The organism is Pseudomonas sp. UME65 (assembly GCF_014170225.1).
Lineage (GTDB): Bacteria > Pseudomonadota > Gammaproteobacteria > Pseudomonadales > Pseudomonadaceae > Aquipseudomonas > Aquipseudomonas protegens.
Genome location: NZ_LZZQ01000004.1, coordinates 440,358 through 461,177, shown reverse-complemented (window position 1 = coordinate 461,177; position 20,820 = coordinate 440,358). Strand labels below are relative to the sequence as shown.

Annotated in this window: 13 protein-coding genes; 4 read left to right on the top strand and 9 right to left on the bottom strand. The window is 67.3% G+C overall.

What is annotated here, in order from left to right; all coding sequences use genetic code 11:
* Nucleotides 1-317: 317 nt before the first annotated feature.
* Nucleotides 318-6,683, bottom strand: a complete 6,366-nt coding sequence (ofaA, locus tag A9971_RS03275) for an orfamide A non-ribosomal peptide synthetase OfaA (protein ID WP_183000908.1) — start codon at nucleotides 6,681-6,683, stop codon at nucleotides 318-320.
* A 595-nt stretch (nucleotides 6,684-7,278) separates the two neighbouring features.
* On the opposite strand from ofaA, the gene A9971_RS03270 reads away from it, so the two are divergent.
* Nucleotides 7,279-8,079: a helix-turn-helix transcriptional regulator gene (locus A9971_RS03270; protein ID WP_011060444.1), complete on the top strand. Its 801-nt coding sequence runs from the start codon at nucleotides 7,279-7,281 to the stop codon at nucleotides 8,077-8,079.
* A 59-nt stretch (nucleotides 8,080-8,138) separates the two neighbouring features.
* Nucleotides 8,139-9,569: an efflux transporter outer membrane subunit gene (locus A9971_RS03265; protein WP_011060443.1), complete on the top strand. Its 1,431-nt coding sequence runs from the start codon at nucleotides 8,139-8,141 to the stop codon at nucleotides 9,567-9,569.
* 351 nt (nucleotides 9,570-9,920) lie between these two features.
* On the opposite strand, the gene aepX is transcribed toward A9971_RS03265, so the two are convergent.
* The 4 genes from aepX to A9971_RS03245 all read right to left on the bottom strand — a co-directional run bounded on the left by aepX (nucleotide 9,921) and on the right by A9971_RS03245 (nucleotide 14,500).
* Nucleotides 9,921-10,811: a phosphoenolpyruvate mutase gene (aepX, locus tag A9971_RS03260; RefSeq protein ID WP_011060442.1), complete on the bottom strand. Its 891-nt coding sequence runs from the start codon at nucleotides 10,809-10,811 to the stop codon at nucleotides 9,921-9,923.
* Between the two features lie 42 nt (nucleotides 10,812-10,853).
* Nucleotides 10,854-12,239, bottom strand: coding sequence for a class II fumarate hydratase (fumC, locus tag A9971_RS03255; protein ID WP_161467372.1), 1,386 nt, complete (start codon nucleotides 12,237-12,239; stop codon nucleotides 10,854-10,856).
* A gap of 81 nt (nucleotides 12,240-12,320) precedes the next feature.
* Nucleotides 12,321-13,151 carry a hypothetical protein gene (locus A9971_RS03250; RefSeq protein WP_011060440.1) on the bottom strand — a complete coding sequence of 277 codons (831 nt, stop codon included), beginning with the start codon at nucleotides 13,149-13,151 and terminating at the stop codon, nucleotides 12,321-12,323.
* A 119-nt stretch (nucleotides 13,152-13,270) separates the two neighbouring features.
* On the bottom strand, nucleotides 13,271-14,500 hold the full coding sequence (locus A9971_RS03245) for a pyridoxal phosphate-dependent aminotransferase (protein ID WP_183000907.1): 1,230 nt from the start codon (nucleotides 14,498-14,500) through the stop codon (nucleotides 13,271-13,273).
* A gap of 166 nt (nucleotides 14,501-14,666) precedes the next feature.
* On the opposite strand from A9971_RS03245, the gene A9971_RS03240 reads away from it, so the two are divergent.
* A complete protein-coding gene (locus A9971_RS03240; RefSeq protein ID WP_011060438.1) occupies nucleotides 14,667-15,602 on the top strand; it encodes a LysR substrate-binding domain-containing protein in 936 nt (311 codons plus the stop codon).
* Nucleotides 15,603-15,673: 71 nt separating this feature from the next.
* On the opposite strand, the gene A9971_RS03235 is transcribed toward A9971_RS03240, so the two are convergent.
* The 3 genes from A9971_RS03235 to A9971_RS03225 all read right to left on the bottom strand — a co-directional run bounded on the left by A9971_RS03235 (nucleotide 15,674) and on the right by A9971_RS03225 (nucleotide 19,065).
* On the bottom strand, nucleotides 15,674-16,909 hold the full coding sequence (locus A9971_RS03235) for an MFS transporter (protein ID WP_011060437.1): 1,236 nt from the start codon (nucleotides 16,907-16,909) through the stop codon (nucleotides 15,674-15,676).
* A 102-nt stretch (nucleotides 16,910-17,011) separates the two neighbouring features.
* Nucleotides 17,012-17,836 carry a hypothetical protein gene (locus A9971_RS03230; protein ID WP_011060436.1) on the bottom strand — a complete coding sequence of 275 codons (825 nt, stop codon included), beginning with the start codon at nucleotides 17,834-17,836 and terminating at the stop codon, nucleotides 17,012-17,014.
* Nucleotides 17,837-17,838: 2 nt separating this feature from the next.
* Nucleotides 17,839-19,065, bottom strand: a complete 1,227-nt coding sequence (locus A9971_RS03225; RefSeq protein ID WP_011060435.1) for an MFS transporter — start codon at nucleotides 19,063-19,065, stop codon at nucleotides 17,839-17,841.
* Between the two features lie 95 nt (nucleotides 19,066-19,160).
* On the opposite strand from A9971_RS03225, the gene A9971_RS03220 reads away from it, so the two are divergent.
* Nucleotides 19,161-20,078, top strand: a complete 918-nt coding sequence (locus tag A9971_RS03220) for a LysR family transcriptional regulator (RefSeq protein WP_011060434.1) — start codon at nucleotides 19,161-19,163, stop codon at nucleotides 20,076-20,078.
* Here A9971_RS03220 and A9971_RS03215 read toward each other — a convergent pair whose 3' ends face one another.
* Nucleotides 20,079-20,777, bottom strand: a complete 699-nt coding sequence (locus A9971_RS03215) for a pentapeptide repeat-containing protein (RefSeq protein WP_183000906.1) — start codon at nucleotides 20,775-20,777, stop codon at nucleotides 20,079-20,081.
* Nucleotides 20,778-20,820: the final 43 nt, after the last annotated feature.

Sequence of the window (20,820 nt, the reverse complement as noted above, 5' to 3'; positions counted from 1 at the left end):
CTTGTAACCTGCCTGAGAATTCGGAAACGGTTGAAGAGAACGTCCTTGTTTCAGATGCAACCTTTCACCGGCGCCCCGCTGCCCGGACGGGCGACAAGCGCCGCTGCCAGGCACCGCGCGGGGCTGTCGCGCCGTTGCGCAAAAAGCACCAGGGACAGTGAGCCCGCCAGGCTTGCTGGCAGCTCGCAGACGCTAAAACATCCGCCGCAGCGGGGCTGACATGGGAAGCCGGGACATGGCGCGGGGCCTGTCCCGCTGAGGTACCACGGCCCGCGCCGGCCCTGGGGCCGGCGCGGGGAAAAGCACTTGCAGCGGCCTCAGAGACGCCGCTGGCGCTTGAGCTGGGGGATGGTGGTGGCGGGGATTTCCAGGCGCTGCAACTGGCCCAGGGTATGGGCCGCCAGCGCCGCCAGGGTCGGCTGGCTGAACAACAGGCGGGCATCGGCGTGCAGGCCTTCCTGGCGCATCCGCGCCACCAGGCTGACCGCCAGCAGGGAATGCCCGCCCAGTTCGAAGAAGTGGTCGTGGCGCCCTACCCGCTCCACTTGCAGCACCTCGGCCCAGAGCCGCGCCAGGGTGGTTTCAAGCGGCCCCTGGGGCGGCTCGAAATCGCGGCTCAGCACCGCTTCCAGGCCCGGCTCCGGCAGTGCATCGCGCGCCAGCTTGCCGTTGGCGCTCAGGGGCAGCGCCGCCAGTTGCACATAGGCTGCCGGCACCATGTACTCCGGCAGACGCTCCAGGACATGGGCCCGCAGCGCCTCGATCCCCGGCGCCGCCACCCCGGGGTGCAGGCTGAAATAGGCTACCAGGCGCTCGCCACGCATCAGCACCGCCACCTCGCGCAGGGCCGGGTGGCTGGCCAGCCGCGCCTCGATTTCCCCCAGCTCCAGGCGCAGCCCCCGCAGCTTGACCTGGAAGTCGTTGCGCCCGAGGAACTCCAGGTCGCCGTCAGCGTTGTAGCGCACCCGGTCACCGCTGCGGTACAGCCGGTCGCCGGCGACGAAGGGGCTGTCGATAAAGCGCTCGGCCTGCAACTGCGGCAAGCCCAGGTAACCCCGGGCAACCCCGACCCCGCCAATGTGCAGCTGGCCGCTGACGCCCTGGGGCACCGGCTGGTCATGGGCATCCAGCACATACAGCCGGGTGTTGGTGATGGCCTTGCCGATCGGCAGTTGTACCGGCGGCACCGCCGCCCCGGGCTCCAGGGTCCAGGCGCTGCTGTCCACGGTGGCCTCGGTGGGGCCGTAGACGTTGTGCAAACGGGCCCCGGGCAGGCGCTGGCGGAACAGCCGGGCAATCGCTTCGGTCAGCTCGCCGCCGCCGCAGAACACATCGGTCAGGCTGTGGCACTGGCCGGCCTCTTCCAGCTGCAGAAATTGCAGGAGCATGGCCGGCACGAACTTGATCATGCTCACCTGCTCCTCGCGCACCAATTGCGCCAGATACAGCGGATCGCGCTGGCCGTCGGGCCGCGCCAGCAACAGGCGCATGCCCGTGACCAGGGGCCAGAACAGCTCCCAGACCGAGCCGTCGAAACTGAACGGCGCCTTTTGCAGCAGGGTGCCCCGGGCCCGCTCGCCACACAGCTGCGAACTCCAGTGCATCAGGTTGCCCAGGCCGCGGTGCTCCACCATCACCCCCTTGGGTGTACCGGTGGAACCCGAGGTGTAGATCACGTAGGCCAGGTGCGAAACCGTCAGCCCTGCCACCACGGGATCATGCTGCGGCGCCTGCTCCCAGGTACTGCGGTCGAAGTCGATCAGCGACAGGGGCAGCGGGCCCAGCAGCTCGCGGGTCGGCTGGTGCACCAGCACCGCCAGTGGCTGGCTGTCCTGCACCAGGTAGCGCAGGCGCTCCAGCGGGTAGTCCGGGTCCAGGGGCACATAGGCACCGCCGGCCTTGAGGATGCCCAACAGGCCGATCAGCAGTTCCGGGCTGCGCTGCACGCAGAGCCCGACTCGCACATCCGGCCCCACCCCCTGCTCGCGCAGGTAATGGGCCAGCTGGTTGGCGCGCTGGTTGAGCTGCCGGTAGCTCAGTTGCCGCGCGCCGGCCTGCAGTGCAATGGCCTCGGGCGTGCGCCGCACCTGGGCCTCGAACAGGGCATGCAGGGTCAGCTCCCGCGGGTATTGCGAACGGGTGGCATTGAGCGTTTGCAGCAGGTAGCGCGACTCCACCGGCGGCAGGATCGACAGGCTGTGCAACGGCGTCTGCGGCGCCTGTTCCAGGGCCAGCACCAGCGCTTCGAGAGCGGTGCTCAGGTAGCCCAGCAGGCGTTGCGCGCCGATCCGCCGCGGGGCCCGGCAGCCCAGGCGGAACCCCGGTTCCAGGTCGTCCACCGCCAGCATCAGCGGGTAGCTGAGCACCTCTTCGCTGCTCAGCAACTCGACCCCAGGCAAACCCTGCAACAGGTCGCCGCCGAGGTTGTGGCGATAGTTGAGCAAGGCATTGAACAGCGGAGTCGGCGCCGCCACCGCGCTGCAGCGCTGGGCCAGGGACAGCGGCGCCTGCTCGTGGGCAAGCAAGGCACTGAGGCGCTGCTGGGCCTGGCCCAGCCCCTCGGCCACCGTCAGCCCCGCCAGCTCCAGGCGCAGTGGCAAGGTGTTGATGAACATGCCCAGGGCCCGGTCGGCCCCCGCCCCGGCTTGCAGGCGGCCCAGCAATACACTGCCGAAGAGCACGTCCTCACGGCCGCTGGTACGCCCCAGTACCAGGGCCCAGGCCAGGTGAAACAGGCTGGCGGCGCTGACCCCGAGCTGGCGCACCTGGGTTCGCAGGCGCTGGCCAAGCTCGGCTTCCAGCAGGCCGCTGGCGTGTTGCAGGTCCAGATGTTCCCCGGGCCGTTCCTGCAGTTCGAAGGCCAGGGTCGGCTCGTCCACCGTGCCCAGGCCGGCCTCGAAGAACGCCTTGTGGGCGGCCTGCCCCTGGCGCGTGCGAGCCACGTAGTCACGGTAGGCATAGGCCGGCGCCAGGCTGGCTTGCCGGCCTTGCACATGGGCGGCGATTTCCGCCAGCAGCACCGCGGTACTGGTGGCGTCGTTGACCAGGTGATGGAAGCGCAGCAGGCCGATCCAGCGCCCATTGGCCCGGTCCTCGGCCCAGGCCAGGGCCAGCATCGGCGCCTGGCGGATATCCAGCGGGTTGTGCTGCGGGTCGAAGTGCTCGCGCAGTCGCTCCGCTACATGGCCGCCGGGCCCGGCCTGCCATTCTTGAACCGTCAGCCGGGCCTGGCGCCAGACCACCTGCAGCGGCTGCTCCAGCACGTCCCAGACCAGGCTGGTGCGCAGGATGTCGTGGCGCTCGATCACTGCCTGCAGCGCCAGGGCGAAGGCGTCCAGGTCCTCGCGCCGGGCAAAGGCGAACAGCGCGTGCTGCTGGTAGGGATCGCGGGCGGCGGTCATGTGGTGATAGAGCAGGCCCTCCTGCAACGGCGCCAGGGGGTAGATGTCCTGCACATTGGCAGCGCCGCCGGGGATGCAGGCCACCACCCGGTCGATGCTGTCCTGGTCCAGCTCCACCAAGGGCAGCATCGCCGGGGTGATGCGCTGGCAGTCGGGCGGAATGCGGTTGGCCGGGACCTCGACGACCTGCCCGGTGCTCACCGCCGCAGCGAGACTGGCCAGGGTCGGCTGGCCGAACAGCACCCGCACATCGGCCTGCAGGCCGGCCTGGGCCATGCGCTGGATCAGTTGCAGGGCCAGCAGCGAATGCCCGCCCAGTTCGAAGAAGTGATCGTGGCGGCCCACCTGCTCCACCTGCAGCAGCTCGCTCCAGAGCCCGGCCAGGGTGATTTCCAGCGGGCCCTGGGGCGCCTCGTAGGCGCGGCTGATCAGGTCCTCGGGCCCCGGCGCCGGCAGCGCCCGGCGGTCCAGCTTGCCGTTGCCGGTCAGCGGCCAGGCGTCGAGCGGTACGTAGGCCATGGGCAACATGTACTCCGGCAACTGCTGGCGCAGAAATTCCCGCAGTTGCAGGGCCGTGACCGCCTGGCGCGGAATGAACCAGGCCAGCAACTGGCCGTCCCGGGCCTGGACCAGCGCCTCGCGCACTGCCGGGTGATCCCCCAGGCGGGTCTCGATTTCCCCCAGCTCGATGCGCAGGCCGCGGATCTTCACCTGATCGTCGTTGCGCCCCAGGTATTCCAGGCTGCCGTCCTCCCGCCAGCGAGCCAGGTCGCCGCTGCGGTACATGCGCGCGCCGGGGCGGTCGCTGAAGGGGTCCGCAAGGAAGCGTCCGGCATTCATCCCATCGCGGTTGAGGTAACCCCGGGCCACCCCGCCACCGCCCACATAGAGCTCGCCGGGCACGCCGATGGGTAGCAGTTGCTGCTGTTCATCCAGCAGGTAGATCCGGGTATTGGCGATGGGCCGGCCGATATGCAGGGCCTGCCCGGCCTCGATGGCACCGGAAGTGGCGACCACCGTGGCCTCGGTGGGGCCGTAGTTGTTGATCACGGCAAACCCGGGGTCAGCAGGCAACTGGCGCAGGCGGTCGCCGCCGATCAGCAAGGTGCGCAGGGTCGGGTGGCCCAGTTGCTGGCTGAGGGCGTACTCGGCCACCGGGGTCGGCAGAAAGCTCACCTCCAGCGGCTGGGCGCGCCACCAGGCCAGCAGGCGGTCCAGCTCCTCGGGGCCGTCGCTGACCGGCGCCAGGTGCAGGGTCGCCCCGGCGCACAGGGCCGGCCAGACTTCCCAGGCCATGGCATCGAAGCCGAAACCGGCAAGGCATGAGGTGTGGCTGCCAGCCTGGAGGTCGAAAGCCCGGCCATGCCAGTCCACCAGGTTCGACAGGCTCTGGTGCTCCACCATCACGCCCTTGGGCTGGCCGGTGGAGCCGGAGGTGTAGATCACGTAGGCCAGGTGCTCGGCGGTCAGCCCGGCGGTCTCGGCAATCTCGCCCGGGCCATCCAGCCACTGGCCGTTGTCGAGGTCGATCAGCGGCACGTTCAGCGTCGGCAGGCACTGGCGCAGGGCGCCCTGGGTCAACACCGCCCGCGGTGCGCTGTCGTGCAGCAGGAAGGCCAGGCGCTCAGCCGGATGGGCCGGGTCCAGGGGCACATAGCCCGCGCCGGCCTTGAGAATCGCCAGCAGCCCCACCAGGGTTTCCGGGCTGCGCCGGGCGACAATGGCCACCCGCGCATCCGGCCCCACTCCCAGCTCGCGCAGGTGCAGGGCCAGGGCGTTGGCCCGGCGGTCGAGCTGTTCATAGCTGAGGGCCTGGCCCTGGGCGACCAGGGCAATGGCCTGGGGCGTGCGCCGGGCCCAGGCCGCGACCCGGGCGTGAATCCGCTGTTCGGCGGCGGCTGGCTGTTCGTTGGCGTTCCAGGCCTGCAAGCGGCGCAGCTCAGCGGCAGGCAGCAGGGAGAAGCGGGCCACCGGCAGTTGCACATTGTCCAGCCCCTGCTCCAGCACATGCAGCAGGCGCGCGGCCAGGGCCTCGATTTCCTCGGGCTGGAAATACGCCGAGTCGTAGACGTAGTGCATCCAGGCGCTGTCATCGAAGCTGTTGCTGCGCAGGTGGATGGCCAGGGGCGTGGGCTCGTGGCGGTTGGAGACTTTCACCGACGAGGCCGCCGCCTCGCCGTAGCGGTAGTCCAGGTCTTCCAGTTCGTAGGACAGCGACAGCTCGAACAGCTGCGCGCGGTCTTCGCGCAGCAGGCCGAGGGCGCGGTTGAGTTCGCTCAGGGGAAAGCGCTGGTGGCGGAAGTCCTGTTTCAGTACATCGCGCACCGCCCCCACCAGGGCCTCGAAGCTCAGTTCGCGGCCGAAGTCCATGCGCACCGCGCTGACCTGGGTGAAGGAACCCAGGGTCACCTTGAAGGCCGCATTGGGGCGGTTCAGCACCGGCATGCCCAGGACCCATTCGTCCCGTTGCAGGGTGCGGGTGAAGTACACATGCAGCGCCGCCAGCAGCACATGAAAGGCCGAGGCCCCGGTGCTCTTGCCCAGGGCCTTCATACGTTCGTGCAAGGCCGCGGGGAACGCCTGGACCAGGGTCGCCCCCGAGGTCGCGGCGTCGGCGGCGGGCCGGTAGCGCGGGCGCAGCACCGGCTCCGGCAGGCTCTGGTACTTGTCCAGCCAGTAGTCGCGGTCCCGGGCATAGCGGCTGGACTGGTGGTAGCGGGCGTCGTCCTCGATGAAGTCGACAAAGGACGGCGCCGTGGCCTGGGGCTCCTCGCCGCTGGCCAGGGCGCTGTAGAGCCCGCCCAGGGACTGGGACAGCTGGGCGAACCCCCAGCCGTCGAGGATCAGGTGATGGGCCTCGACTTCCATCAGGTGATGCTCGGGGCCCACCCGGAACAGCGAGAAGCGGCACAGCCGTTCGCCGTCGAGCTTGAACGCCTGCTGCATCTGCCGGCGGATCTGCGCCTGGGCCGCTGCCAGCGGATCGGCCGCCGCGGACAGGTCATGGAACACCAGCTCCACCGGCCACTGCCGGTCGAAGTGCTGCAAGGGCAGGCCGTCGACGCTGCCCTCCAGGGACAGCACCGTGCGCAGCACGTCGTGCTTGTCCACCAGCAGCTCCACGGTGCGCTGCATCAGCTCGGGCCGGAACGGCCCCTTGAGCACGGCATAACCGCCGATGTTGTACAGCGGCGAGTCGCCCCGGCTCAGTTGGTCGAGCCAGATATCGCGCTGCCCGGCGGTCAGCGGCAGGCCCCGGGCCTGTACCGGACCGGCGTTCATGCGCGCCCCCGGGCGGGGTGCCCGGCCCATGGCGGGCAGTGGCTGGCTGGGGTGACTGGCGCGACGAAAGCGCCCACGGCTGCGGCGGAAAAATGCGTCATAAGATCCTTCTCATGTGATGGGCCCGGGCACCGGCGTCCGCGGATTTAAGCATCGGCCCCAGGGCCTGTATGTCACCCGAAACCCGGACAGTTCCGGCCCCGGTCGGCCACCTCGGGCAGCACCGCGCCGGGCTGTTGCAGCAGCTCTGCTGATCAGCTGAATCGGCTGTAGGAAATTGGCTACGCGTGAACGACGCTCATGGCCTGGCGGAGGGCTTTTGCGTTCCACCGCAGGCTTGCCCCTCGGGCAACCTTGACGCCGGGAAACACCCCGCCGGCGGGCGCGACGGGACCGTCGCAAGGGCTTGACCCAGAGCCTTGGCGAGGCCCTGGCAGGGCCATGATGTCCCGGTTTCCCCCTACAGACGCCAGGCAAAGCCATAGGCTTAAATCAACGCCCGGGAACTGGATCAGGTTCATCGGGAATCTGCCACGGCATGCCGCGGCAAGCGCGCGTCGATCAGCGATTTGTCTCGATCAAGGATGATAAGGATATGAGTCTGACCAGCAGTATTGCGAACCTGGAAACCCCGCACTTCTACTTCGAACTGGGGCAGTTGATTTCCAGCTCCGGCCACCCGCAGTTCGCCAGCGAAATGCTGCAACTGGTGGACAAGCTGGTGCCACTGACCCAACTGGTACTCAGCGAATGGACCCTGGACGAACGCCAGGCCAGCCCCCTGGCCATTACCCTGCTGGGCCGCGCCGGGCTGCACAAGGACCTGCCACTGCCGGAGCCGCCGCGACGCCATGACCCGCTGCTGCAGCAGATGCTGGAAATGGACGACTCGCTGCTGATTCAAATGAATGCCCAGGCCCGCAGCGGCCCTTCCCGCACCACCGCGCACCAATGCCACCTGGTCTCGCGCAAAGCCAATCGCCGCTGTGTCATCGCCCTCTACCGGGCTCCCGACCAGGGCGGTTTTTCCCTGTCCGAACTGTCGTTTCTCAAGAGCCTGTCGCAGACCCTGCTGCCGTTGCTGGAACGCCACGCCCAGCTGCACCGGCAACAGGCCCTGAAGAACCTGCGCAGCTGGAGTGCCAAGCCCGCCGATGCCTTGCAGCAGACACCGCTGCAACGGGAGTTCGATGAGCGCCTGTCCCTGGGTGACATCACCCTCTCGGCGCGGGAAAAGGAAGTCTGCCTGGGGTTGCTGACCGGCGGCACCGTGCCGGAAATGGCCCAGCGCCTGAGCGTCAAGAACAGCTCGGTGGAAACCTACCTCAAGCGCGCCGCCGCCAAGCTCGGGGTCAGCGGCCGTCACGGGCTGGCCAAGTGGATGGTCGGCGCCTGAAACCGCCCGCACGCCCCTGGCTGTCCGCCATCAGGATGTCCTTGTCACGAGGCTGATCAATGCGTAACTCCCCACTGACCCTGGCGGCCCTGGCCCTGGCCCTCGGCGGCTGCTCCCTGGCCCCGGACTACCAGCGCCCGACCGCTCCCGTGGCGCCCCAGTACCCACAGGGCGCAGCCTTCGCCCCCGCTGCCGGCAACCCGGGGGCCGACTGGCAGGGACTGTTCCAGGACCCGTTGCTGCAGCAATTGATTCACAGCGCCCTGCAGAACAACCGCGACCTGCGGGTGGCGGCGCTGAATGTCGCGGCCTACCAGGCCCAGTACCGCATCCAGCGTGCCGACCTGTTCCCGGCGGTGAGCGCCGGCGTCTCGGGCAAGCGCCAGCGCCTGCCGGAACAGATGACCGGCAGCAAGGCACTGATCAGCTCCAGCTACTCCGCCAACCTGGGCATCAGTGCCTATGAGCTGGACTTCTTCGGGCGCATCCGCAGCCTCAGCCAGCAGGCGCTGATGACCTACCTGTCCAGCGAAGAGGCACGGCGCAGCGCGCAGTTGAGCCTGGTGGCCAATGTCGCCACGGCCTACCTGAGCTGGTGTGCCGACCAGGAGTTGCTGGAGCTGACCCGCAAGACCCTGGCCGCGGACGAACAGAGCCTGCGCCTGACCGCCCGCAATGGCAGCGCCGGCAAGATCTCGGCCCTGGATGTGGCCCAGGCCCGCACCAGCGTCGACAGTGCCCGCGCCAGCCTGGCCCGCTACCAGCGCCAGGTGGCCCAGGACCTGAACAACCTGACGCTGCTGGTGGGGGCGCCGCTGCCCGACGCCCTGCCCCGGCGCGGGCTGGCCGAGGGCATGCTGGCCCAGGTGCCCGCGGGCCTTCCCTCGGACCTGCTGCAGCGGCGCCCGGACATTCTCCAGGCCGAGTACCAGTTGCAGGCCGCCAACGCCAATATAGGCGCGGCCCGTGCAGCGTTCTTCCCCAGCGTCAGCCTGACCGCCAACGCCGGCAGCGCCAGCAAGGAGCTGTCCGGGCTGTTCAAGGGTGGTGCCGGGGCCTGGACCTTCCAGCCGCAGATCAACCTGCCGATCTTCAATGCCGGCAGCCTGCGGGCCAGCCTGGATTACGCCCGGCTGCAGAAGGACATCAGCGTCGCCCAGTATGAAAAGGCCATCCAGACCGCCTTCCAGGAAGTCGCCGACGGCCTGGCCGCGCGCCAGACCTTCCAGCAGCAACTGAGTGCCCAGCACAGCCTGGTGCAGGCCAGCCAGGACTACTACAACCTGGCCGAGCACCGCTACCGCATCGGCGTCGACAGCAACCTGGTGTTCCTCGATGCCCAGCGCTCGCTGTTCAGCGCCCAGCAAGGGCTGATCAATGACCGCCTGGCGCAGTTGCTGGCCGAGGTAAATCTGTTCCGGGCCCTGGGTGGTGCCTGGGAGGATGGCGCGCAGGCACCGAGCCTGGCCCGCGCCCAGACCTTGCCCTGAGCCACTGGCGATGGCCGGGTATCAGGGGGCTGGGGCGATGAGAGGTTGGGGGGATGTGGGGACCGGGGCCATGAGTGCCCCACGCTGTAGAACCAACCCGGTCAGCCTGGGCAGTAGGCGAAACATGGACCGGGCAGGCAGGTACAGCCGTGTTGCAGCCCGCCCTGACCAACCACCGCCATTCAGCGTGTTGCCTGTGGTAGCTGGCCGGGCGAACAGGGAGCGAGTCTAGACAGCACCCTCCACAGCGTCTGTAGGAAAATTCTGATTTCAGGACGTTCCGAATCTTGCCGCGACACCGGATAAAGCACGCCCTTCGAAGGCCCTGCGACGGGGGTTGGCCGCGAGTGCCTAACGGGTGCCCGGCACCAGGTCGAGGATCTCGTCGATGCCCAGGCACCGCGGCTCCACCTCCAGGGTCCGGCCATGCTCGAGAATCCCCACCGCCACATCACGCATGGCCATGTAGGCACTGCGCAGCATGTGGTTGGCGTAGATCACCGCGTTGAAGCCGGCCCCCTCCAGCTCGTCGAAACTCAAGTGAGCGTAGCTGGTGGGCACACAGATCAGCGGCACCCGCGGGCAATGGCGACGGAACAACCGGGCGAACTCGAGGATCTCCAGGCCGTCCTTCTTGCGGCTGTGGATCATGATCCCGTCGGCGCCGGCCGCGACATAGGCCAGGCAGCGCTCGATGGCGTCGTCCATGCCCTTGTCGAGGATCAGGCTTTCACAACGGGCGATGATCAGCAGATCCTCGTGGCTGCGGTTGGCGCAGCCCACGCGGATCTTTTCGCAGAACTCCTCGATGGAGTCCTGGAGCTGGCTCACCGCGTTGCCGAACAGCGAGTTCTTCTTCAGCCCGCACTTGTCCTCGATCACCACCGCCGAAACCCCGGCCCGGTCCAGCATCTTCACGTGGATGGCGAAGTGCTCGGCCTTGCCCCCGGTATCGCCGTCGAAAATCATCGGCAACGAACACACATCGAAGATCTCGCGGATGCCGTGCAAGCGGTTGCTCGGCGAAAGGATCTCGATGTCCGGCAGGCCCTTGTGGGTCGAGTCGGTAAGGGAGCTGGACCAGATGGCGTCGTAGACCAGGCTCGGTCCGCTGCCCCGCTCCAGCCTGGATTGCTCCGCCAGCAGAGCGGAGATCGGGCTGTGGGCTTCGAGCACGCGAAGGCAGCGCTTGCGGCGCAGCAACTGGCTCAGGTTGGTTCGGCGAATATCAGCTTCCTGCATGGGATTCACACGCCTCTTGTGGTTGGGGAACACCGGGTTCGCTCAGGGGTGGGTCATGTCCAGGGCCACCACGTAGCGGTCGAAATCCGCCGCCGAGACATAGCCCAGCTGCTGGGCCACGTCCCGCAGCGACTTGCCCTCGTGGTGGGCGGTCTTGGCGATGATCGCGGCCTTGTCATAGCCGATGTGGCGGTTGAGGGCGGTCACCAGCATCAGGTTCTTCTCGATATTGGCCTCGATGCGCGCCCGGTTCGGCTCGATGCCCACCGCGCAGTGGTCGTTGAAGGCCCGGCAGGACTCGGCCAGCAAGGTGATGCTTTCCAGCACGTTGTGCACCATCACCGGCTTGTAGACGTTGAGCTGGAAATTGCCCTGGCTGCCAGCGAAGGCCACGGTGGCATCGTTGCCGAAGACCTGGGTACAGACCATGGTCAGCGCCTCGCACTGGGTCGGGTTGACCTTGCCCGGCATGATCGAGGAGCCCGGCTCGTTCTCTGGAATGTCGATCTCGCCGATGCCGCAGCGCGGCCCGCTGGCCAGCCAGCGCACGTCGTTGGCGATCTTCATCAGGGCCATGGCCAGGGTGCGGATCGCCGCCGAGGTGTTGATCAGTGCGTCATGGGCCGACAGGGCGAAGAACTTGTTGGCGCAGGACTTGAACGGGTAGCCGGTGAGCTCGGCGATGACCCGGGCGCATTCGTCGCCGAACTGCGGATGGGAGTTGAGCCCGGTGCCCACCGCCGTGCCGCCGATGGCCAGGTCGTAGAGGCCGGTGAGGTTGTGCTGGATGGCCGCCAGGGCATAGTCGATCTGCTCGACCCAGCCACCGATCTCCTGGCCCAGGGTGATGGGGGTGGCGTCCTGCAAGTGGGTGCGTCCGACCTTGACCACATCGCGGTACTGCTCGGCCTTCTCGAACAGCGTGTCGCGCAGCACCGAGACGCCCGGCAGCAGGGTTTCGAAGATCTCCGTCACCACCACCATGTACATCGCCGTGGGGAAGGTGTCGTTGGACGACTGGCCACGGTTGACGTGGTCGTTGGGGTGGATCGGCTTCTTGCTGCCCAGCTCGCCGCCGAGCATCTCGATGGCCCGGTTGGCGATCACTTCGTTGGCGTTCATGTTGGACTGGGTGCCGGAACCGGTCTGGAACACCACCAGCGGGAAATGCTCGTCCAGTTGCCCGCTGATCACCTCATCCGCCGCCTTGACGATGGGCAGCGCAATGGCTTCCGGCAGCTCGCCGAGCTTGAGGTTGGCCAGGGCCGCGGCCTTCTTCAGGATGCCCATGCTGCGGATCATCGGCGCCCCCCACTGGAAGCGTGCACGGCCAATGGGGAAGTTGTGGATGGAGCGTTCGGTCTGGGCTCCCCAGTACTTGTTGGACGGTACCGAAATGGAACCCATCGAGTCGGATTCAAGACGCATGTGGGTAGTTCTCCAATAAATGAATGAGGGTCCGGCCTGCGGTGCCGGGCAGGCGCCCTGCCCGGCCTGGTTGGCAGGCGCTTATTCCTTGAGTACGGAGGCCATCTTCTCCAGGTGCTGGCAGGCGCGCAGCACGTACTCATCGGACAGCGCTGCGATGCGCCGGTAGTTGACCTGCTGGCCGGTGGCCTGGGTGTAGAGCTTCAGGGCGTCGGTGGCGTGGCGGAAATGCCGGGCCTCGACGGCGCCGCAGTGAACGCTGAGGAAGCCGGCGATGCGGTTGGCTTCCCCGGCGGGGTAACCGCAGGATTCGCGCAGCCAGTTCTTCCACAGCGGTGTCATCAGGTTGTACTCGCCGGTGTTGAACAGCTCGGTCAGGGCCATCATCTCCAGGGCTTCCACCAGGTTCGGAGCCAGCGGGCGCTTCTCGCCGACCCAGGTGGAGAACTCCTTGGTGATGGGGTTCAGGTACTTGTCCTGCAGGCGCCAGTTGTCCGAGCCGCAGATGGCCGAGGCCATGCGGTGGTAGAGCTTGGAATGGTGGGGATGGCCGTGCATCTCGCCCAGGCCGACGTCCTCGACGATGATCTCGCCGCAGTGCCGGGCCGCCTCCAGCAGCTTGAGCTTGTTGTCATCACCGGGCAGGTCCTCGGACTCCTGCAGCAGCCGCACGATGATGCTGGACACCGCATGGGCCGCGCCATCCGGGCTGCGCCAGCCGCAGAAAAAGGTGCACAGCGAGTCCTCGGACCACTTGCGCGAGGTCATGCGCTGGTAGGTCAGGCAGTAGCCGTCCAGCTTGTCGGGGTGGTTTTCAAAGCCCGTCAGCAGGGCCTCCACCAGGTTGCGGTCCTCGACATCCACCAGGGCCTGGTGCACGTAGCCGATGAACGCCTTGCGGGAACTCTCCATGTTTTTCTCCTGTAATTGTTCTTCACTTCACGGACAACAAGATGAACGACGCCGGCCCGGGCCACGGCGGGCTCAGGAACGGGCTTGATCCCCTGGGGGCTGGGCTGCCGGGAGCCGCTTCAGTCGATGACGATCGCCGAGATGAACTGGGCGAAACGGCCCAGGCCCTCGATCAGTTCCTCATATTCCACGGCGTAGGAAATGCGGATGCAGTGGGGGTCGCCACAACCGGAACCGGGCACCACCGCGATGTGCGCCTCGGTCAGCAGCAGGTCGGCCAGGTGATCCACATCGCGCACCGCTTCGCCCTGGTAGTAGCCGCCGAGCCGGGAAGAGACATCGATATACAGGTAGAAGGCGCCTTCCGGCGGCGCATAGCTCACCCCTTCCAGGCGGTCGAGGTAGGTGCGTGCGGCGTGCAGCTGGCGTTGCAGGAACGGGTTGACCAGGTCGGCAAAGTGCGACGAATCGGCGTTCAGGGTATTGAGCGCGGCGTACTGGGACAGGCTGCTGGGGTTTGAGGTGGTGTGCCCCTGCAGGTTGTGCATGGCCGCGATCACCGGCGCCGGGGCGCAGGCGTAGCCGACCCGCCAGCCGGTCACCGCCTGGCTCTTGGAGAAGGAATCGATCAGCACCGTCTGCCCTTTCAATGCCGGGCACAGCGCCAGGATGTTGTGGTGCTCGTGGCCTTCGCGCACCAGGCCGCGATAGCACTCGTCGAACATCACCCACAGTTGCCGCTCCTGGGCCAACTGGGCGATGGCCAGCAGTTGCTCGCGTTCATAGACGGTGCCGGTGGGGTTGTTGGGGGTGTTGATGACGATCATCCGGGTGCGCTCGGTGAGCGCGCCACGCACCGCGTCCACCGTCAGCCGGTAGTGGTCGGCGCGGGTCTGGACGCACACCGGGGTGGCGCCGGCCAGGCGGATCTGGGTGGGAAAGGTTTCCCAGTACGGGGTGGGCACTATCACCTCGTCCCCGGGGTTGAGCAGCACCATGCAGGCGTTGTAGAGCGCCTGCTTGGCCCCGGCGGTGACCGCCACTTCATTGGCGGCGAACGCAGCCCCGGTGCGCTGGCTGACCCGTTGCGCGAGCTTCTCGCGCAGGGCCGGCAGGCCGATGGGCGGGGTGTAGCGGTTGCGCGCATTGGCGATGGCTTCGATGGCCCCGGCGCGCATGTCCTCGCAGGCATCGAAGGACAATTCGCCGGCGGCGAAATTGATCACCTTGATCCCGCTTTCCTTCAGGGCGTTGGCTTTGCTGCGCATGCTCGAGGTGCCTGGAGCACTGAGGCCCAGCGCACGCTGGGACAAGGAAAAACGGACGGCCGTGGCTTCGCTGCTTGTCATTTTTGTACCTGCGAAAACAATCGGAAAACAGAGTGAACCGAGCCTGTACCCATGTGCCCCCGGCAACCTGGAAAGCTGGTCTAGGCTGGTCGTCTTACATTCTGATGACAGTCGCAAATAGCGGCCAATACTGTTTGCGTCGTGATTGATACTGGAAAAACAAGAAATGCTAGAGCTCCGTCGTCTGCGTTATTTCGTCACCGTTGCCGATGAATTGCACTTCGGCCGCGCCGCCCTGCGCCTGCGGATCGCCCAACCGCCGCTGACCCGGCATATCGCCGCCCTGGAGGCGCGCCTGGGCATCCGCCTGTTCGAACGCTCGACCCGCACCGTGTGCCTGACCCCGGAGGGCGAACTGTTCCTGCAGCAGGCCCGGGGGGTGATCAGTGCCGTCGGCGAGGCCGAGGCCACCGCGCGCAAGATCGCCCATGGCGCCATCGGCCGTATCGTCATCGGCTATGCCAGCTCGATTCCCCTGTCCAACGCTTTCTCCGAGATGATCCGCAACACCAGCCGCAGCCTGCCGGAGGTGGAGCTGGCGTTTCGCGAGGTGTCCACCGCCAGCCAGCGCCAGCAGTTGATCGATGGCAGCCTGGATATCGGCTTTGGCTGGGGGGCGCCCAACTTGCCGGCCCACGGTTTGCAGTCGCTGGTGAGTTCGCGCGATTCCCTGGTGGTGGCGGTGCCGTCGCGCAGCGCTTTCGCCGGCAGGAGCAGCCTGGGGTTTTGCGAACTGGCGGGGGAATCCTTCGTGACCTTTCCCAGCGCCTACGGATCGGCCCTGAACACCGCCCTGGAGGACCTCTGCGCCCACAGCGGGATCATCCCGCGCCTGGGGCCCACGGCGTCACAGATGACCACCCTGGTGTCCCTGGTGGCGGCGGAGCGCGGGGTGGCCGTGGTGCCCGACTACACCGCGACCCTGCAGCGTCCCGGGGTGGTCTATGTGCCGCTGGCCGAGCCCTATGTGCTGGAACAGACGGTCAGTTGGCGCACGCCCCTGGGGTCGCGCTGCCTGGAGCGCTTCGTCGAACTGGCCAGGACCCTGGCAGCGCCGCTGCCGGCCCCTGCCGCGGGGCCCGAATGGCGCCTGCGCGGCTAGCGCTCCACCAGCAAGCAGCAGGCCCGGACCATCCCGCTCCGGGCCTGCGCTTTCAATGCATTGGCGGGACCTCAGCCGGGGCTGGGCAAGGACCGGGCGTCGGCGTCCAGGCCACGCTGCACGTACCAGGACAGCGGCAGGGTCAGCAACAGGGTCGCGGCCAGGGCCATCACCGCCAGGGGAATCCCGGTGACGTCGCCGAGGCTGCCGAACAGCACCGGCGCCAGTGCCCCGCCGCCGATGGTGCCGGTGTAGAACAGCGAGAACGCCTGCTCGCGCTTGCCCGCCCCCGCCAGGTCCGGCACCGCGCCATAGAGCACCGACGAGGTGCCGTTCAGCGCCAGCCCCAGCAGCGGCAGCATCACCATCAACCCCACATAGGGCAGGAACACCGCCAGCACGATCAGGCTGGCGGTGGTGAACTCGGTGATCCACACGGTCTTCATCATGCCGATGCGCGCCCCGAGGTAACCGCACAGCAGCTTGCCGAAAGCGCCACCGACGAACAGCAGGGTCAGGGCCAGGCCGATACCGGCGGTGCCGGCGCCCTTGGCCTTGAGCAGGAACGGCAGGAAGGTCAGGAAACCCATGCGTACCGCACTGTCCAGGGTGCCGGTGAGGATCAGTGCCCGCAGGCCGCCGACCGAGCCCTGGCCCTTGACCGTCTTCGGCGCCTTTTCCTGCATGGCCAGGGTCGCCGCCCGGGACGGGATCAGCCACCACAGCGCCAGCGCAGCGGCCAGCCCCAGGAGGCCGATCAGGGTCACGCTGGCACGCCAGCTGATCACGGTCAGCAGCAGCCCCACCAACCCGGGAATCAGGGTCTTGCCGATGTCCCCGGCGAAGTTGTACTGGGACAGCGCTTCCTTGACCCCGCCGCCAGCCTCGTGGGTGTCGGTGATGATCGAGGACGCCAGCGGGTGCTGGGTACTGGCCCCCAGGCCGCCCAGCAGCAGCGCCAGGAGCAGCACCCCCAGCCCCCCGGCCTGCCCCGCCAGCAGGTAGGCCAGCCCGGCCAGGGCAGTGCCACCCACCAGCAGGCGCTCGCGCCCCCAGCGCTTGGCTCCACGGCTGGCCAGCAACTGGAAGCCGGCCATCATCCCGGAATAGGCGCCGCGCAGCAGGCCGATCTGGGCGTAGCTCATGGCGAACTGCGCCTGCCAGATCGGCAGCAGTACATAGATCACGTCAGTCAGGCCGTCATGCACCGCGTGGGCGCCGCAACCGGCCACCAGGGAACGGCGGCGCACCGACACATCGGACGCCGGCAATGCCTCCGGGGAGGCGTGATGTTTCAGGTCATTCATTGTCGAGGCAGGCTGCAAAATGAAAAGGAAGGGTCAATCAGCAACAGGATAGGCGAGCCTGGGTCAGCCACAAGCCCCGTTGCCGGGGCCGGGCCGGAGCCATCAACGCAACAGCTGGGCACAGTCGCGCATTACCCGAGCCTTGCGCTGCAGGTATTCGGCGAAGATTTCCCGCGCGGCCTGCGGGTCGACCCGCACCTGCATGGCATCGACGAACTCGTTGACCGCCGCCACCGCATGGGCGAAGTGATTGCTCTCGGTGCCGCCGGTGTGCACCGTGACCCAGGCCACGGTGGTGCGCGCCTTCTCTGCCGGCACCCCCATGTCGCGGACGAACCACTGCTTGTACAGCGGGTGGATGAACTCCACTTCGCCGTGGGTGTAGACCTCGTGGATCAGGGTGGTCAGCAGGCCCTGCAGCAGGTCGCGGTCACGCAGGCGGCGAAAATCCGTCCAGTCCTTGAAGCCCTGGGCCGAGGGCAGGCAGTTTTCCTTGAGCAGCCACTGGTCATCGCCGCAGATCGGCGTGGCCATGTTGTAGAACAGGTCCGAATGCAGGGTATTGCCCAGGGCGCCCAGGTCTTCATCGGTGATCCGCTGCAGGCTGCCGCAGGCCCGGTACAGGCCGTCGGCGGCTTCCGAGCCCTGCCCGGAGCGGGCCAGCAAGGTGATGCGGTTGGCCAGCCCGGACACACTGGTGGCGGAGTTGTTGGTCTTCGACCAGCTGGCGAAGAACTTGCGCAGCACCGCCGGCTCGTGGCGACGGGAGGTGAGCTTCTCGAAGGCGTGCTCGATGTCCACCAGGGCGCCCTCTTCGCTCCAGAACGCCTCGAACAGCGCATGCTTCAAGACACTGGCCGGCATGTCGTTCAACACAGGTTCGACAATCTTCAGCAACTGGCTCTGCCGGGTCAGTACGTTATTCATGGTCACCTCACGTATTCCTTGTTGGATGATGAATCTATCGGGTTGGACGGTTCGCGAGCCGCGACCGGGGTTTGGGGTTCGAGGGGCTTCCAGCCGCCCCAGGCAATCAGCAGCGACAGCAGTTGGAACAGCACGATCAGCGCCACGCAGCCCTGCCAGCCCCAGTGGCTCCAGAGCAGGGCCGGGACCACGGCGCCAAAACTGCCGCCCAGGTAGTAGCAGGTCAGGTACAGGCCCACGGCGCCGGCCTTGTTGTGGCGGGCGGTGGCGGTGGTAAAGGAGTTGGCGGCGGCCTGGGCCAGGAACACTCCGGTGGAACTCAGGGCCAGGCCCAGCACGATCAGCCACAGCGACGGCAGCAGGGTCAGGGCCGAACCGCAGACCCCGAGCAACGCCGCGGCCACCAGCAGCTCGGCCTGGGGCCGCGACTTGCTCAGGCGCCCGGCGATGGGGATCACCACCAGGGCCAGCAGGAACACGCTGTAGATCGCGCCCAGGGCAGCAGCCCCCAGGTCGAACGGCGCCTGGCTCAGGTAGAGCCCGGCGTAGGTAAAGGTGGCCACTTGCGAGAACAGCACGCAGAAGCCCACGCCGTAGGCCGCCAGCAAGGGCCGCCGGCACAGCTCGCGCAGGGCGCTGAGGCCGCCGGATGCCCGGGGCGCGGTCAGGGGCGGGTTGGCCGGCAGCAGCAAATGAATGGCCACCCCGATCAGCAGGCTCAGGCCCGCGAGCAAGGCAAAGGCTTCGCGCCAGCCCACGTATTCGGTCATGAAACCGGTGACAAAACGCCCGGCAAAGCCGCCCAGCACGGTGCCGGCGACATACAGGCTGGTGACTTCGGTCACGGTGCCGCCGCTCCAGCGGTCGCCGATGTAGGCCACGCTGGTGGCGAACACCACCGGGATCAGCATGCCCTCCACCAGGCGCCAGACCAGCAGCTGGGTAAAACTGCCGGCATAGGCCGCCAGCCCCGCCGGCACCGCCAGCAACAGCGCGGCCACCACAATCACCCGGCGCTGATCGAAACGCCCGGTAAAGCGGCTGACAAAGGGCGCAGTGAGGGCCACCGCCAGGGTGGTGACGGTGATGCTCCAGCCGGCTTCCCGGATGCTCACCTGAAAGCTCTGGGCAAATTCCTGGAGAATGCCCTGGGTCGCATACAGGTTGAGAAATGCCGCACAACCACACAGAAACAGGGCGATGCGCGCACAATGCTGACGCGAATTCATGAAACCTCTCGTTTTATGACCAAAGGCCTTTATAAAATACGTCGCCAAGCCAAGACCAATACCGAATTCCGACCGATCAATACCCAGGGAACAGGATGCTCGATCTACGCAAGTTGCGTTATTTTCTGACGGTCGCCGAAGAGCTGCATTTTGGTCGCGCCGCCCTGCGCCTGCACCTGGCGCAACCGCCGCTGACCCGGCAGATTTCGGCCCTGGAAACCGAACTGGGGTTTCGCCTGTTCGACCGCACCAGCCGCACCGTGACCCTCACCGCCCAGGGCCGGCATTTCCTGCCGTACGCCCGGGCCGTGCTGGAACAGGTGGACCTGGCCCAGGTCATGGCCGGCAAGCTGGCTGCAGGTTGCGCCGGGCAACTGGCCCTGGGCTACGCCAGTTCCATCGCCCTCTCGGACCTGTTCAGCCAGGCGATCCAGGCCTTCGCCCAGCGCTTCCCGGACGTGCAATTGACCCTGGTGGAAGGTGCTTCGGTCAGCCAGTGGTCGCAGATTGTCGACGGGCGCATCGACATCGGCATGAGCCGCATGCAACCGCCGAGCGAGCAGAGCGATATCCAGTCCCTGTCCCTGGGGGACGAACCGCTGGTGGCGGCGATCTCCAGCGACAGCCCCCTGGCCGCGCAGGCGCAAGTGACTCTGGCCGAGCTTAGCGAGCATCCGCTGATCCTGTTTCCCGCCGACTACGGCTCGGGGCTCAACGAAGCCATCGAACAACTCTACCGACGCAACGGCCTGCCATTGCGCCCGGGCCCCAGCGGCCGGCAGATCACCTCGATCATCGCCCTGGTCGCCGCCGGCCAGGGCATTGCCCTGGTGCCCCGCTGCACCCAGACCCTGGCGAAAAAAGGCGTGACTTACCGCCCCCTCGCCGACCCCAGCGCCACCGCCCAGTTGCTGGTACTGACCCGCAAGCAGGGCCGCAGCCAGTTGGTGGAAGCCTTCATGGGGGTGCTCGACGAATTGCTGCAGGCCCAACCCGCAGCGGCCGGGCTCTAGTCAGAGCACGGTCAGGCCCAGCCCGGCCAGGAGCATGCCGGCCTGGCTGCGGGAAATGATCGCCCCCTTGAACAGCTTGGCATCCACCAGGCGCAGCCCATGCAGGCTGGCTTCGCGCAGGTCGGCGTCATCGAAGCGGGCATTGTTGACCCGGGCCATGGACAGGCTGCCGCCGTCGACAAACACCGCCTTGCGAAAGTCGCAGTAGGTCAGGTCGGCTTCGCTGAAATCGATGTTGTGCAACTGCGACTTGTAGAACGAGATACCCGAGAGCATGGCGCTGTTGAGCAGGCAGTCGGAAAAGCTCAGGCCCAGGGCCGACACGTCGCCGAAGTGGGCGCCGGTGAGCTTGCAGCCGTCGAAGCTTGCATGGGCCACCTTGCTGCGCTGCCATTGCGTGTTGTTCAGGTCACAGCGTTCGAAACGGGCATCGGTAAGCACTGCAGAACGCAGGTTGGCCTGGCCGCCGCGGCAGCTGGTCCAGCGGGTATTGATCAGGTTGGCCGCGGTGAGATCGGCGCCGGTCAGCAGGCAGCGTTCGAACAAGGCCCCGGGCAGGCTGATGCGGGACAGGTCCTGGCCGCTCAGGTCCAGCCCTGCGCAGCGCAGCGGCAGCGGCTGCCCGGCGGCCAGCTCGGCCAGCGAGCGGTCCTGCAGCGCCTCGGCGTCGATAGTGAAGTAAGCGTCATGAGCCTGCATGCCCTCTCCCGAGACTGGATACGAAGGGCCGCATCTTCTGGGC

Coding starts and splice junctions, on each gene's coding strand:
- ofaA (WP_183000908.1), bottom strand. CDS start 6,683: ATGAACGCCGGTCCGGTACAGGCCCGGGGCCTGCCGCTGACCGCCGGG.
- A9971_RS03270 (WP_011060444.1), top strand. CDS start 7,279: ATGAGTCTGACCAGCAGTATTGCGAACCTGGAAACCCCGCACTTCTAC.
- A9971_RS03265 (WP_011060443.1), top strand. CDS start 8,139: ATGCGTAACTCCCCACTGACCCTGGCGGCCCTGGCCCTGGCCCTCGGC.
- aepX (WP_011060442.1), bottom strand. CDS start 10,811: ATGCAGGAAGCTGATATTCGCCGAACCAACCTGAGCCAGTTGCTGCGC.
- fumC (WP_161467372.1), bottom strand. CDS start 12,239: ATGCGTCTTGAATCCGACTCGATGGGTTCCATTTCGGTACCGTCCAAC.
- A9971_RS03250 (WP_011060440.1), bottom strand. CDS start 13,151: ATGGAGAGTTCCCGCAAGGCGTTCATCGGCTACGTGCACCAGGCCCTG.
- A9971_RS03245 (WP_183000907.1), bottom strand. CDS start 14,500: ATGACAAGCAGCGAAGCCACGGCCGTCCGTTTTTCCTTGTCCCAGCGT.
- A9971_RS03240 (WP_011060438.1), top strand. CDS start 14,667: ATGCTAGAGCTCCGTCGTCTGCGTTATTTCGTCACCGTTGCCGATGAA.
- A9971_RS03235 (WP_011060437.1), bottom strand. CDS start 16,909: ATGAATGACCTGAAACATCACGCCTCCCCGGAGGCATTGCCGGCGTCC.
- A9971_RS03230 (WP_011060436.1), bottom strand. CDS start 17,836: ATGAATAACGTACTGACCCGGCAGAGCCAGTTGCTGAAGATTGTCGAA.
- A9971_RS03225 (WP_011060435.1), bottom strand. CDS start 19,065: ATGAATTCGCGTCAGCATTGTGCGCGCATCGCCCTGTTTCTGTGTGGT.
- A9971_RS03220 (WP_011060434.1), top strand. CDS start 19,161: ATGCTCGATCTACGCAAGTTGCGTTATTTTCTGACGGTCGCCGAAGAG.
- A9971_RS03215 (WP_183000906.1), bottom strand. CDS start 20,777: ATGCAGGCTCATGACGCTTACTTCACTATCGACGCCGAGGCGCTGCAG.